14 protein-coding genes and 1 rRNA gene are annotated in these 13,652 nt (G+C 50.1%); 10 read left to right on the top strand and 5 right to left on the bottom strand.

The genetic code is table 11. The features are described 5' to 3' along the window. Window positions 1-6 precede the first annotated feature (6 nt). From rsmA to Q8P05_03590, 4 genes are all read right to left on the bottom strand, one after another. Window positions 7-843 carry a 16S rRNA (adenine(1518)-N(6)/adenine(1519)-N(6))-dimethyltransferase RsmA gene (rsmA, locus tag Q8P05_03605; GenBank protein ID MDP2666559.1) on the bottom strand — a complete coding sequence of 279 codons (837 nt, stop codon included), beginning with the start codon at window positions 841-843 and terminating at the stop codon, window positions 7-9. A gap of 5 nt (window positions 844-848) precedes the next feature. After that, the gene (locus tag Q8P05_03600) at window positions 849-1,424 is read right to left on the bottom strand and encodes a DUF655 domain-containing protein (protein MDP2666558.1); all 576 of its coding nucleotides are present in this window, start codon (window positions 1,422-1,424) and stop codon (window positions 849-851) included. Window positions 1,425-1,510: 86 nt separating this feature from the next. Beyond that, on the bottom strand, window positions 1,511-1,846 hold the full coding sequence (locus Q8P05_03595) for an RNA polymerase Rpb4 family protein (GenBank protein MDP2666557.1): 336 nt from the start codon (window positions 1,844-1,846) through the stop codon (window positions 1,511-1,513). Next, window positions 1,843-2,163 (bottom strand): 50S ribosomal protein L21e, encoded by a 321-nt coding sequence (locus tag Q8P05_03590; protein MDP2666556.1) that lies wholly within the window; start codon window positions 2,161-2,163, stop codon window positions 1,843-1,845. Before Q8P05_03590 ends, Q8P05_03595 begins: the two co-directional genes overlap by 4 nt. 472 nt (window positions 2,164-2,635) lie before the next feature. Here Q8P05_03590 and Q8P05_03585 point away from each other — a divergent pair, with 472 nt between their 5' ends. The 3 genes from Q8P05_03585 to Q8P05_03575 all read left to right on the top strand — a co-directional run bounded on the left by Q8P05_03585 (window position 2,636) and on the right by Q8P05_03575 (window position 5,974). Continuing rightward, entirely contained in the window at window positions 2,636-3,349 is a 714-nt protein-coding gene (locus Q8P05_03585; GenBank protein ID MDP2666555.1) for a TATA-box-binding protein, read from the top strand. A 51-nt stretch (window positions 3,350-3,400) separates the two neighbouring features. After that, window positions 3,401-3,517: ribosomal RNA gene (rrf, locus tag Q8P05_03580) — 5S ribosomal RNA — on the top strand. A 276-nt stretch (window positions 3,518-3,793) separates the two neighbouring features. Beyond that, window positions 3,794-5,974: an STT3 domain-containing protein gene (locus Q8P05_03575; protein ID MDP2666554.1), complete on the top strand. Its 2,181-nt coding sequence runs from the start codon at window positions 3,794-3,796 to the stop codon at window positions 5,972-5,974. Here Q8P05_03575 and Q8P05_03570 read toward each other — a convergent pair. Further along, window positions 5,935-6,624, bottom strand: a complete 690-nt coding sequence (locus Q8P05_03570; GenBank protein ID MDP2666553.1) for a methyltransferase domain-containing protein — start codon at window positions 6,622-6,624, stop codon at window positions 5,935-5,937. The genes Q8P05_03575 and Q8P05_03570 overlap by 40 nt on opposite strands. Window positions 6,625-6,781: 157 nt before the next feature. Between Q8P05_03570 and Q8P05_03565 the strand changes: the two genes are divergently transcribed. The 7 genes from Q8P05_03565 to Q8P05_03535 all read left to right on the top strand — a co-directional run bounded on the left by Q8P05_03565 (window position 6,782) and on the right by Q8P05_03535 (window position 13,620). After that, window positions 6,782-7,831: a hypothetical protein gene (locus Q8P05_03565; GenBank protein MDP2666552.1), complete on the top strand. Its 1,050-nt coding sequence runs from the start codon at window positions 6,782-6,784 to the stop codon at window positions 7,829-7,831. Next, entirely contained in the window at window positions 7,828-8,298 is a 471-nt protein-coding gene (gene pssD / locus Q8P05_03560) for a PssD/Cps14F family polysaccharide biosynthesis glycosyltransferase (GenBank protein MDP2666551.1), read from the top strand. The genes Q8P05_03565 and pssD overlap by 4 nt, the downstream gene beginning before the upstream one ends. Window positions 8,299-8,333: 35 nt before the next feature. After that, entirely contained in the window at window positions 8,334-9,701 is a 1,368-nt protein-coding gene (locus tag Q8P05_03555; protein ID MDP2666550.1) for a glycosyltransferase, read from the top strand. A gap of 14 nt (window positions 9,702-9,715) precedes the next feature. Further along, window positions 9,716-10,687, top strand: a complete 972-nt coding sequence (locus tag Q8P05_03550) for a GDP-mannose 4,6-dehydratase (GenBank protein MDP2666549.1) — start codon at window positions 9,716-9,718, stop codon at window positions 10,685-10,687. Then, entirely contained in the window at window positions 10,684-11,421 is a 738-nt protein-coding gene (locus Q8P05_03545; GenBank protein ID MDP2666548.1) for a sugar phosphate nucleotidyltransferase, read from the top strand. The genes Q8P05_03550 and Q8P05_03545 overlap by 4 nt, the downstream gene beginning before the upstream one ends. 3 nt (window positions 11,422-11,424) lie before the next feature. Further along, complete coding sequence (locus Q8P05_03540; GenBank protein ID MDP2666547.1) at window positions 11,425-12,024, top strand: methyltransferase domain-containing protein; 600 nt, start codon at window positions 11,425-11,427, stop codon at window positions 12,022-12,024. A 159-nt stretch (window positions 12,025-12,183) separates the two neighbouring features. Continuing rightward, window positions 12,184-13,620 carry a radical SAM protein gene (locus Q8P05_03535; protein MDP2666546.1) on the top strand — a complete coding sequence of 479 codons (1,437 nt, stop codon included), beginning with the start codon at window positions 12,184-12,186 and terminating at the stop codon, window positions 13,618-13,620. The last annotated feature ends 32 nt before the right edge of the window (window positions 13,621-13,652 follow it).

Here is a 13,652-nt window from a genome sequence, read left to right as displayed (position 1 = left end):
TTAATTTTATTTTTGAGGTAAATGTAGAAGCGCATGGTACAATGCCACGAACTCCACTGGAGAAAGGAGGAACACCTTTTTCCCCGCCCAGTCGAATGGACGCAAGAGTAGGGCACACTGTTCGGAAGAGGGGATGGTGGGAATATGCCGCGCCGCGAGGCGCAAGGCATTCGCCAGGGTTTTGTTCTTAAACCGGAAAAGGGTGCGAATAAACTCGACAAATTGGGCATGATTAGGAATGGGGGGAACTTTTTTCCGCTTCAATACGAGGATGGAGGAGAACTGCTGGGGCATGGGGTAGAATGCCTTGGGGGAAATCTTCTTCACGATATCCCCATTGAAGAAATATTGGGTCAGCACGGAGAGCGCATTATACTCCGCGCTTCCTTCGGGGGCCAACAGCTTCTCGGCGAATTCCAATTGCCATACCAATGACGCATTATCGAACCCGCGGGCGAACAATGCATACATAATGTCATCTGAAATGGCATACGGAGGAGAAGCGATGACTGTATCAAAGTCCAATTGATTCAAATTAACCTTCAAGATATCATTCTGAATGATTCGCACCTCGTTCTGGTCGCCTAATTTTTCTTGAAGAACCGCGGCCAAAGCAGCATGGACTTCCACCACAATGACGCGGGCTCCCGTCTCGCGGATGGCCCGAGTAACAAACCCCGTGCCTCCGCCGATCTCGAGAACACTATTCTTTTTTCCCACCCCCACCGAATCCACGAGGAGATGGATTATTGATTCATCCACCAGAAAATGCTGCGAAAATTTCTTATCGGGAAAAAAGGAGTGCGCGACCATATCGCGCTGCAGCTCGTCCAGGCCGCCCATGCCTATCACCTGAATCGGCGGACGTGGCGTTCATCCTCGATTTGCGGGGGGCGGACGAAGAGGAAGTGCTTCTCTTTACCTTCCAATTCATTGAGGATGCGTCGCCGGAGGATACTGGTGACGGACGTGGGGAATTTTATCCGCGACTCCAGCTCGGTGAATGAATCGAATAGCTTAGTGGTGCGTTCGCGGAGGATCAATTCCATGTGGTGCTTGCCTACTCCCGGTAACAATTCCAGGCGATGCCGCTTGAGGGAGATGGGTCCCGCACTGTTGAAGAACTGGAGGAATTTAGTTTCGTTCATTCCAATGATCTTGTCGATGGCCTTATCCAGTTCCGCCCGGGCATTGGAGGTGAGGTTATCGTAGGTCGTGCGCTGCTTGATATGGTCAATCTTGTCCCGGGCCTCCTTTCCAATGTAGGCCTCTTCCAAGGGCTTGAGCTCGGTATTGGGTTTGGGCACTACCTCAAGCAGGGTGAAGAAAGCCGTTCCCACGACTAAAGCCAGGGGTTCGCTCTTGAAGCTCGAGCTCTTTCCATGGGGGAGAAAATCCAGTATGATAGCCCGTTCTTCATTCATAGTTATCACTCGTAGAAGGGAGGGCTGACCGAGTATTTATGGGTGTGTCCAACTGGAAACCCCGGCCAACCCCCACTTTGATGGGATCAGCCCCGGAATTTCTTTACCCGCTCAAGAATGTCGGGGAAAATGGATTCCTCGAGTTTGGAGGACTTGGGGAGGATGAGTTTCAATGCCTCCGCGTCCTCGGGAAGGAAGTCCACGATCTTCACCGCGGCATCCTCATTCATTCCTTCGATGTTCATGAGATTGTTATAGAGCCCTTCCGCGTCCTCTTTTTTCAGCTTGGCGAATTTGGTGACATACTCCAATGTTTGGTTCTGTTCGTACGAAGCTTCTTTTGTGGATTCGCGGGATTCTAGCAAATCCTTCACGTGGGCTAAGGAGATGGGGTGCTTTTCCAATGTCTCTTTCCCTATCATGCGCTCACCTTGGCTTCTTTCTTTGAAATAGTGGTCAATCTTTTCAAGTGGATAGGATTCAGGATCACGATGCACGTCTGGTTACCCAAATAGGCCTTCACCTTTACGGCGCGTCCTTGATGCCCTATTACTTGGCCCGTGAGGCCGTGGAAGCGGCGGAAGGGCATGCCCGCATGAATGGTTCCATTGATCACAATCTGCACCGTCTCATCCACATCGAATGTTTGGAGGAGCTGGTTCACCGTGGGGCGCGTCGCGGCCCCGCGGATCTTGGCGCGCGTGTTGGCGCGATATCCTCGTGCTTTCTTGTTGGCCATGGGTGCTGCTCCTCTGAAAGATAAAAATATACTCGCGGGCTTTCCATGATACCGGCAAAGAAAATCTTATAAAGCGGCCTTTTGGGGAAAGAACCTCAGGAGGGGATGAAATAGGATGGATGGAATTGGTAAAGGGATTTTTGGGAATTGATCTAAGACGAGGAAACGTTAAGATGGGGCCTGGAATGGGTGGTTGATGGGTAAATAATATCGTCTCTGACTCCCGTAAAATCCTATTTCTGCCATTAAAATTACCATTTTCTGGCGACGAAAAAGGGGAAATGATGAAATTGGGAAATTAGCCCATGTACATCCGATGGAACAGAAAACAGCTCTTGCAGTAGCACCCCAAAACCCCTTTTTCACGTGAACGGGCCCGGCATTTCCTTTTTAAATGGGTTGGGGGCAAGGTGGTATATTTAAAGCCTTTTTAAAGAAGAGGCCTCGGGGAAAACGGGTTGGAGGAATAAGTATGAGTGAAGGATCAGGACAGGTCTTTGAACAACATACATTCACCCACAAGGGAAGGAAGATCGATTATTCTATTGTGAACCTGGTGGCATCCGGGGGATTGAATGCCAATCTGGATCTCTATAACCTGGCGATGTCCATCCCCAACATCGAATACGAGCCGGAGCAGTTTCCAGGGGCCATCCTCAAGCTGAAGGAACCCAAGGTCTCGATGCTCCTATTCAAGAATGGGAAGATCATCTGTTCGGGAGCAAGCGCCCAGGCCCAAATTGATTTGGCCATCAAAAAAGCCAATAAAATGATCAATGAGATCCAGCCCTCCGTGAAAATACTCAAAACCATTGAATATGAAGTGGTTAATCTTGTGGCCACGGGCAATCTGCACCAGAATCTGGATCTGTTCGCCACGGCCATGCAACTGGACAATGTGGAATACGAGCCGGAGCAGTTTCCGGGAGCCATCCTCCGATTGGATAACCCCAAACTGACGATGCTGTTATTCAAGAACGGGAAAGTGATCTGCGCGGGGGCCAAAACCGAAAAAGAGATGATCCACGGCCTGGAAACCGCCGACGACTTGGTTCGTGGCCTCGAAAAAGGGGGCACCAAGAAGAAATCGCAGAAAGTATCCCCCCTCGCTCCCGACGAGGACGAGGATGAAGACGAAGAGGAAACTGAAGACGATACGGTAGAGGGAGAGGAAAAAGACGTGTGATACGCGCCTTCGCCCAATCCTTTTTAACCCTTCCTTATCCCATTCCATTCGATTGACGGCCATACGGGCGTGGCCCCACCCGGACTCATCTCGAACCCGGAAGTGAAACGCGTACCGGTGGTTAATGGCACTGGGATTTCTCCTGGAGCCGTGCCAACGCTGTCAATCAAACTTTTTTTAAAAAAAGTTTGATCAAAAAAACGACTCTCTTTTTAAAAAAAGTTTGATCAAAAAACGATTTATAACGCAAGAGAATGGAAATCGTTTCGGCTGCTGGGAGATCAACGACCTCCCACGTCCATCGGGACGCACGCCCGATTTATCCGTTGTTATTTCTTCAGGGGTATCGGAGATACCCCGGGTTCGGGGCGGCCGATCGAAAGCGGCCATCGAAAGCGTGCCGAGGAAGCGGCCCTTTAAAACGAAATGGCTTATTGTAGTGGCATGGAAATGGATTCCGCGCCTCATCCAGAATCTCCTCCCTCTCCAGTGCCGGAAGAATCCTCAAAAAAGGAATCCCATTTCACCAAATGGAAAGAAAAGGTTTCCCATTTACTCTGGCGAAAAGAATTCCTATTCATCCTGCTCGTTTTCATCCTTGGTTTCATCGTCCGCGCCCAGCTGATGCGATACGAATTATTCTTCGAGTTCGATTCGTACTGGCACGCACGCATGGTTTCCTACATTCTGCAAGGGCTTCCTGCTCCCATGATTGACCCTTTGGGCTATTATCAAAATGTCGCCGCGGCCACGCTGGGAAATGTTCCGCTGTTGTTCTGGTACATCTCCGCGGCCATCTACAAAATTTTCACATTTAATGCCCCCTACGATTTCGAGGTGTGGGTGTTATTCATCAAGATATTGCCCGCCCTTTACGGCGCACTCATCGCTGTAGCCATGTATTTCCTGGGGAAAGAATTGTTCAAAGGATCCCATGAAAAAGCCGCGGGGTTATTGACAGGAATATTGGCCGCGGTGATCCCCGCATTCGTGTACCGCACCATGGGAGGGTTTTTCGAAGATGATTCTCTTGGTTTCATCTGGATGGTCATTGGATTCGTCTTTCTCGTGCGGGCGGTGCGTGAACCGGAATGGAAAAGATCAAATATCACCGATGCCCTCCTCGCTGGCATCAGCTTCTCATTAATGGTTTTCACGTGGTCGGCATTCAACATGTTGATCCCCATCCTCCTTGGCGTGGGATTCGTGCAGTTCCTTCTCTGGGTGCGCGAGGATGAATTGGAGAAGGCGAAACATTACGCTGGATTATGGCTCGTCGCATTCATCCTGTTGGCCATCAGCGCCACCATCCAAACTAATCTGGGTTGGCTTGATCAGTTTGGGGGGATATTGGGGGTGATTCTCAAAAATCCCACACTGGGATATGCGGATACCATTCTTGTCATCCTGGGAATGGCCATCCTATCGGCCGGGTTATGGTTCACCAAGAAGCGGATGGAATGGGGGGGAACCGTTGTCAAATGGTTGTACATCCTCATCATCCTGGCCCTCATTTTATCCCCATTACTCGTGACAATGTTCAATTTCAGTCTGCAAACAGGGGATGTGTTGGGGCAAACCGTGGGGGAAGAGAGCGAAGGGAAAAACTATTTCGGAAACAAATACAGTTTCCTCGTCCTCTTTGCCATCATCGGGATTCCCGCGATAGGCTATCTGCTCCTGCGGAGATCCAGGCATTTCGAATTCCTGGTTATCCCCCTGATTTGGTTGCTCGTCACCTTTTTCATGGCCTGGGGAAAACTCAAGTTCACCTACTATTGGGGGTTGCCTCTTGCCTTGATGGGAGCCGTCGTGATGATGCTTGGTTGGCGATGGGTCTCCCATAAATCCATCCGTCGGAAAAAGATGGTGACGGCGGCCATGGGATTCATGATTGTCTTGAGCGTGGGCATCGGCACCTTATTTGTAACCCAAAACGTGCCCAACATCGAACTTTCCCCCGGATGGAAAACAGCCCTGTTCTGGGCCGACGAAAATCTGCCAGGAGAAACGAAGTTCTTCAATTGGTGGGACGAAGGGCACTGGATATCCTTCCTGGCCAATCGGAAGGTCATCATCGATAACCGGAATGCAGATACTAAAGCTACCTCCGATGTGGCGCGGTTCATCCTTGCTCGGGACGTGGACCAGGCCAATGCTATCGTCGCCAACTATGGGAGTACCCACCTCATCTTCGGGGACGATTTGCTAGGGAAACTTCCCAACCTCGGATTTTATGCTTATGGAGTCACCAACATCAATGATCCCCGCATCCAAGGGGTGTTGGGTTTCGTGATGAATTGTTCTCGGGAGGAAACGGTTTTGACAAAAGAGGTTAATTACAATTGCGGGGGCAACCAATTTTCAGAGGCCCAGATGAATGCCACCCCCACCACTTGGACTAGTAATCCCAATCAGACGAATAGGGACCCCCCCTTGTTCATGTATCGGGATTTCGATAATCGTAAGGTCTATTTCTTCTCCCGCGCGGCCAATGAGAGCATGCTGGTGCGCCTCTGGTTCGGGGAAGCTTCGGTGCAATCTCATTACACCGAAGTCTACCGCAATGCGGGGGGCGTGCGCATCTATTCCATTGATGAATCGCCCTTGGATACTACCGCATAGACACTCGTCCCGAAAGGGATGGAAATCTTCGAACTGAATGAATTCTCGAAACATACCAAATGATACATCAAATTATTCAAGGGGCCCCAGATTGGTTTCAAATCGCTTTCATCTTTCCCATGCGGAAACCATTTTCGGGCCATCGCGGGTAAAAAGAAAATGGCATTCCAATAAGACAAATGATCCACTTTCCCACCGGCTTTCTGGATGCATGCGTTTAGACTTTTTTTGGAGTAACGTCGAAAGTGGTGCACTTTTTCATCATGAATGCTCCACAGCCATTGGAAAGCGGGTACGGTGATGATGGCTTTTCCATCCGAGCTTAATTTTGCCAATACTTCTTTTAAAAAAGTCACGTCATCTGGAACATGCTCGATGACATCCATGAGGAGGACCAGGTCTGCTTGATCGGGTGTTTCCCGGATGCTATCCATGATTGTTAAACCTTTTTCCCGAGCATTTGAAACTGCCAACGGATGGGTTTCAATCCCAATCCTTTTTTCTATGTTGGAAAAGGAATGTAAAATCATTCCATTCCCGCACCCCACGTCAATCATGTAATCTATTTTCATGGCAAATTTAGTCACCAATAAATGAATGAGATGTTTCCGCGACTGGTACCACCAATTCTCATTTTCCAGACTCTGCATTTTTACGTATTCTTGTTTTTCCATTTGACCACGAAGAACTCCCATCAGTGTCCGAGTTAAATAGATTTCCTTTCGACGGATGAACCACATTTCCATTTAAGCGGGGATTCGCCTCTTTTCATCGGAATTATAATACGAATACGGGGGACTTCATATAATGGAACCATTCTTGGGCTACTTGTTGATCTTGGGTTACGTGCTGATCCTTCTGAGTGCCTTCCTCATCGACTACATCGTCTACCCTTTTTTCATCCGCCGTATGCATCTCCAGAAAATCGAATGGGGGGATTTCAACAAGAAAGGAAAACCGATTGTTGCCGGGATGGGGGGCACGGTCGTGTTGCTCGGGTTTATTTTCGCGGTGATGATCGCGCTTTTTTTTCATTCCTATGTGGGGTTATTCGCCCCATTGGAATTGCTCCCTCTCCTGGCGGCCATTCTTACTATCGTCGTGGTGGGGTTGATTGGGATCGTGGACGATGTCATTGGTTGGACCAAAGGAATACGGCAATACCAACACGCCCTATTTCCCTTGTTCGCGGCACTCCCTCTCATGGTTTTGCCTCAAGTGATCGGGGATCCTACCATGGACATTCCCCTCCTGGGACTCGTCAACCTGGGACTATTCTATTCGCTCCTCGTTGTGCCCATTGCGGTGACGGGGGCCAGCAATGCCATGAACATGCTCGCGGGACTGAATGGACTGGAAGGGGGGATGGGGCTGATTAATGCCATCGTTTTCCTCATCGTCGGGTTAGCGTTGGGAGAGATCGAGGTGATTATCCTCATGCTTGCCCTCATCGGAGTAATATTGGCTTTTCTGGCCTACAACTGGTTCCCGGCAAGAGTATTCCCGGGAGACTCTTTCACCCTCATGATGGGAGCCGCATTCGCGTCCGTATCCATCATCGGAAACCTCGAAAAATTGGGCCTGATGCTATTTCTCCTCTATTTCATCGAACTCATATTGAAAGCCCGTATGAAAATGCAGGCCCAGAGCTTTGGAATAATCCAAGAGGACGGCACGCTCCAATCTCCTGAAAAAATTGGAAGTTTAACGCATGTGGTGATGCGGTTTGGAAAATTTTCAGAAAAGCAAGTGGTACTTATCATCCTGGGCTTGCAGGTTATCGTGGCCCTATTTGCCCTTTTCGTATTCTGGAGCAATTTCACCGCCACCGGTGGCGGGACACGGGGAATGTTATGAAGCTGCTCCTCACCTGCTCGGCCGGCGGACACCTCACTGAGATGCGGCAACTGGCCCCCTTCTATTCCAAGCACGACCATGTATTCGTCACCTTCCAGCGCGACGACACCCTATCCCTTTCCCAATACGAAAGAGTGCATTTTATTTCCCGCCCGGCCCGCCACCCGATCAAGACGATACAGGCTTTTTTCAGGGCATGGAAAATCATTTCCCAAGAACAACCGGATTTGGTGATCAGCACGGGGGCGGATGTCACCGTTCCGGTTTGCCTCGCGGCCAAAATCAAAGGGGTTCCCATCGTATTCATCGAGAGCTTCTGCCGCGTCACCACTCCCGGATGGACGGGGAGAATCATATCCCCCCTCGCGGATCATGTCATTTATCAATGGAAAACCCTCAAAAAATGGTATCCATCGGGCATATTCGGAGGGAGCATTTTCGTCCGGCCGGGAGATGATCTGGGATGATATTTATTTCGGTAGGAACGCATCCTCAACCATTCATGCGTCTCGCCGACGCCGTGGCACGGCTGGTGGACCAAGGTATTATCCGGGAGAAGGTGGTATTTCAGACCGGACATACACCTTTCACTCATCCCAAAATGGAGTGCATCCCATTCCTTCCCATTGACGCATTCGAAAATCACGTGCGGCGCGCCCGATTATTCATCACCCACGCTGGAGAAGGGAACATTGGCACCGGTATTCTCGCGAGGAAACGGATGATTATCGTTCCCCGGTTGAAAAAATGGGGTGAACACACGGATGACCATCAACTTGAACTCGCTCATGCATCTCACGTGGAACAATTTGGGAATGTTGTTGAAGACATGGAAGGACTGGCGGCGCATATCCAAAAAAAAAGATGGATAAAATTCTCTTCAAAATCCATCGGGTACATTCCCCGCATCCTCGAACGGATCGCGCGAGAGACAAACAATCCTCTTCTTAGTTCACTACCCTCAAAGAAAAAAAAATCAACCCCTCCAAAGAGCGCGAGCATCGTCGTTGCCACCCTCAATGGGGGCGAACCCCTCATCCGGGCGGTGGATGCAATGCTTGGGCAAAAGTTCGATGGAAAATTTGAAATTATCGTAGTGGATGACGGGAGCTTTGATGGAAACACCCCGCAACAATTGCGAAACCATTTCGGAAAAAACAAAAAAGTAAAAATAATTACTCTCCCCCGATCCGGGGTATGTAAGGCACGCAATACCGGGATTCAAGCCGCCTCGGGAGAGGTGATCATCAATATGGATCATGACTGTATTCCCCATGCGGATTGGTTGCAAACCATGGTGAATGGATTTAATTCCCCCGATGTGGGGGCGGTCAGCGCGTATGGGCATTATGGAGGCACCAGCACGGGATTTAAGAAAGATCTTTTGAATCATCTGGGAGGCTATGATGAAGATTTCTTTTATTACCGGGAGGACACCGATCTGTCATTTCGCATAATTGAATTGGGATTCGCTTACCAAAAGATCACGGGCGCTCGGTATACGGAAGATAGGACCCTAGTCACTCCCAAGGGAATAATGAACATCCTGGGATATACCCTTCAACGGTTACGCTATCACATGAATGATGTGCTGCTCCGCAAAAAACATCGCACCCCTCTTTGCGATACATTTCTCCATGTTCGCGGCAAGGTTTTCATCGATCCCGTGGCGGATTTCAAGGTCGCCACCGGGTTATGGGAAGATGACGAGAAAGAACCAGTATTATCTTCCCCCCGAGGATTGACATTCCTCTCTAATAGAGGGATTTTCCATTTTGCGGCTATCACATTCATCGGGATAGGCTATGCGTTGGCCATCAAGGTCGCCCGACTCGCTGGGAGCATCCGGCATGGGCATTTATTGGTTTAGGTGAGGAATGAGGTATGGATAGCTTCAAAGGGGAAAAAGTGCTCGTGACTGGCATCACGGGGTTTATCGGTGGCCATCTTGCTCGTTCTCTTATTGAACGGGGAGCGCGGGTGCATGGTATTTCACGTCGAACTGATGCCCCCAACTTAACTTCCTCCATTCGAAAGGCGATTGAAATCCATCCTCTTGACATACGGGATGGAAATGGTATCGCCCGCCTCCTGCGAGAGGAGGAATATTCGTATGTGTTTCATCTCGCCTCGCAAGCGGATACCTGGCAATCCATCCAGCAACCGTATGATACCATTCAAACGAATGTCATGGGAACGCTGAACCTGCTCGAGGCCATCCGGTTAGCCCCACATCCCCCGATTTCCGTGTTCGCCGGTTCAGTACGAGTATTTCATTTTTCTACTCATGGAGGAAAGGCGAATTACTCCGAGGCCCTCCACCCCTACGATGCCAGCAAAGTGGCGGCTGAGGTCATAGTGGCCAGCTATTTGCATGCCTATAGTCTCCCCGGAGCGGTCGCGCGGAATACCAATACTTATGGGGGGAATGACCTTAATTTTTCTCGGTTAGTGCCGCGCATCATGAAAGGAATTTTCACTGAAAAGAAAATAGTATTGCGGGGCGATGGGAAGGTGCGGAGGGATTTCATGTATGTGGAAGACGCCGTGGAAGGAATGCTCGCCCTGGCATTGCGTGCCCCCCACTTGAAAAGAATGGAATATACATTCGCGAGCGGAGAAAATGTTTCGGTTGGTGACATCGTGGAGAAGGCGCTTGCCCTCCTGCCCCGGAATGATATCACAATTGAATGGCAGACCGAACAACCCCTGCAGGATCGTGACCAAGTGACCTGTGACATCTCTGTCACACAAAAAGAACTGGGGTGGCGGCCCACCCATTCATTGACGGAAGGGTTGAAACGGACATTACAATGGTACGAGAACCATTTCGCTCATGGAGGTGAGAAGGAATGAAAGGAGTCATCTTAGCTGGTGGAAATGGGACGCGTTTGCGTCCGCTGACATCAGTCACCAATAAGCATCTGTTGCCGGTGTATGACCAGCCCATGATATTCTATCCTCTGAATACTCTCAAAACGGCTGGAATCACTGACATCCTCATCGTGACGGGCACCGAGCACGCGGGAAACATCTTCAAGCTCATGGGCTCCGGGAAACAATTCGGAGTCAAATTTACCTATCGTGTGCAGGACGAGGCGGGGGGGATTCCCCAAGCCATCGGACTGGCGGAGGATTTTGTGGGAAACGAGCGATTCGTGGCCATCAATGGGGATAATATCCTCACCCAGAGCATCCGACCGCATGTGGAAGCCTTCGAATCGGGGAAGGAAGAGGCTCGAATCCTGCTATTCGAGACGACGAATGAAGAAGCCAAGAAGATGGGGGTCGCGGTATTGGAGGGGGAGAAAGTGGTTAAACTCGTGGAAAAACCCGCCCAGCCGCCCAGCCTTTGGGCCTCTATTGGGGTGTATTTCTTCACCCCTCATGTGTTTAGCATCATCCAAAATCTGAAACCCAGCGCTCGGGGGGAACTGGAAGTGACGGACATCCACAATAATTATATCCAACGTGGCACGCTCGCGGCCTCCAAACTCACTGGGCACTGGTTGGACGCCGGAAGCATCGAGGAACTCCAGAGGGCCAATGTCCTGATGAAGGAATGGGCTCAAAACGGAAACAGGAAATGATCCATGCGTAATCGCATCGACACATTGCTGGCCTCGTTATCGGGGAAAGTTCTTGATATTGGGGGGAGTGCGGGAACCCTGCATGACGAGCTGAAGAAACGGTTTCCCGATAGCCAAATCGTTTCCTTGGACATCGAGCTCATTCACGTGCGCACGAATCAAGTATTGGGGGACGGTCAGCGAATGCCATTCGAAGATCGTTCTTTCAATAGTATTCTTGCGGGGGAAGTTATCGAACATGTGGCGAACCCGAAAGCTTTCATCGATGAATGCTGGCGCGTGCTGGAACACAATGGCGTACTTGCCCTCTCCACCCCCAACCAAAAAAGCTGGCTCAACCGCATCACCCACTCTTATGAGATGCCGCTTCACCTATCACTGTTCGACCCGGTTTCAATAAGGGGGCTTCTGGAACAAGGAGGATTCACCATTCAAAAGATGGTTTTCTTTCCCTATACGGAAGAATCGTCCGACGGGGCCACGCACAAATGGTTTTTTCCTATCCGGAAAACAATCCATCATATTTTCCCGGATTCCCTGCGAGAGCAGATGGTGGTGATCGCACGGAAAATAGCGCGCAATCGAATGATGACGAAAGGATAGGACAAATATCGAAATGGTAACTATCCTTTTAAACTGAAAGAAACTCGTTCAGTATTCACGAGGTAACTCATGGGCATCAACGTATTATTGCTAAATCCGCCATACTTTCCCCAGTTTTCAAAAAACTCGCGCAGCCCGGCCGTGAGCAAGGGAGGGTGCGTGTATTACCCCATATTCCTTGGCTATGCCACTGGTTCCCTTGAGATGAATGGTCATCGTACCAAGCTGGTGGACGCCACTGCCTCCAAGGACGTGATGTCCATCGAGCGAGTGATCGAAGTTGTAAAGGAATTCCAACCCAAACTATTGATCATGCACACCGTCACCTCATCCGTGGTGAATGATGCCAAAGTCGCGGCCGCCATCAAGCAAGAATATCCGGAAATTGTCATTGCGATGGTGGGGCCGCACGTATCGGCGGTGTCCGGAAATACTTTAACCATCGCCCCGGCCGTCGATATGGTACTCCGACGCGAATACGATCTCACGGCGGTAGAATTAGCTGGCCATTTGGAAAAGGGGACGTCGTATGAGAAGATGAAAGGCATTACCTTCCGGGACGGCCAAGGGAACATCATCCAGAATGAGGACGCCCCCGATGTCCCCTCGGACTATCTGGATAAACTCCCGTTCGCCTCGCAGGTCTGGGCGGAACATCTTAACATCCGTGATTACTTTTACCCCTCCGTGCTATACCCAGAGGTTACCATTATGACGGGCCGAGGCTGCCCCTTCCGGTGTACCTTTTGCGATTGGCCGCAGAATTTTACCGGTCACATTTTTCGCTCGCGCTCGGTGAAGAACATCGTGGACGAATTCGAATGGGTGAAACACAACCTCCCTTACGTGAAGGATATCATGATCGAGGATGATACCTTTACTTTGGATAAGAACCGGGTAAAGGATATCTGCCAGGAGGTCATCGATCGTGGACTCCAAGTCACCTGGACGGTAAACGCTCGCTGTGACGTGGACCTGGAAACATTGAAAATCATGAAAAAGGCCGGGTGTCGATTGGTATGCGTGGGAGTGGAGAGCGCGACCCAGGAAATACTCAATAACATCAAGAAAGGGACGAATGTCCAGAAGATCGAACAATTCTTCAACGACACCAAAGAAGCCAACGTGCTCGTTCATGCGTGCTTCATGATGGGGAACCGGGGCGAAACACACGAAACGATTGAGAAGACAGTCGAGTTTGCCAAGAAAGTCAATCCCGACACGGTGCAATTCTTCCCCATCATGGTGTATCCGGGAACGGAAGCCTATGAGTGGGCGAAAACCAACAATTTTCTCACCATCAAAGCTGAAAATTGGGAGAACTGGCTGTTAGAGGATGGCACGCACAACACGATTGTGAGTACGGATCAGCTTACTGCGGAAGAATTGGTGCAGGCCTGTGATGACGCACGGCGAAACTTTTACATGCGGCCTACTTTCATCGCCGCCAAGATATGGGAGGGTATTACCACGCCTCATGAATTTCCGCGTCTGATGAAGAGTGGGAGGACCTTTTTCAAATATCTATTTGAATCGCAGGCTAAACCCTCTCTTGGCGAGACCAACCAACGAACGGCTCTCTTTAACACCCCATAAAGGGAATCATTCTACGGATGTATCCAATCCGT

It is taken from the genome of Candidatus Diapherotrites archaeon (assembly GCA_030688545.1).
Classification (GTDB): Archaea; Iainarchaeota; Iainarchaeia; order Iainarchaeales; family VGJJ01; genus VGJJ01.
Note: the sequence above shows the minus strand (reverse complement) of the source record. Positions and strands in the feature narration are given on the sequence as shown.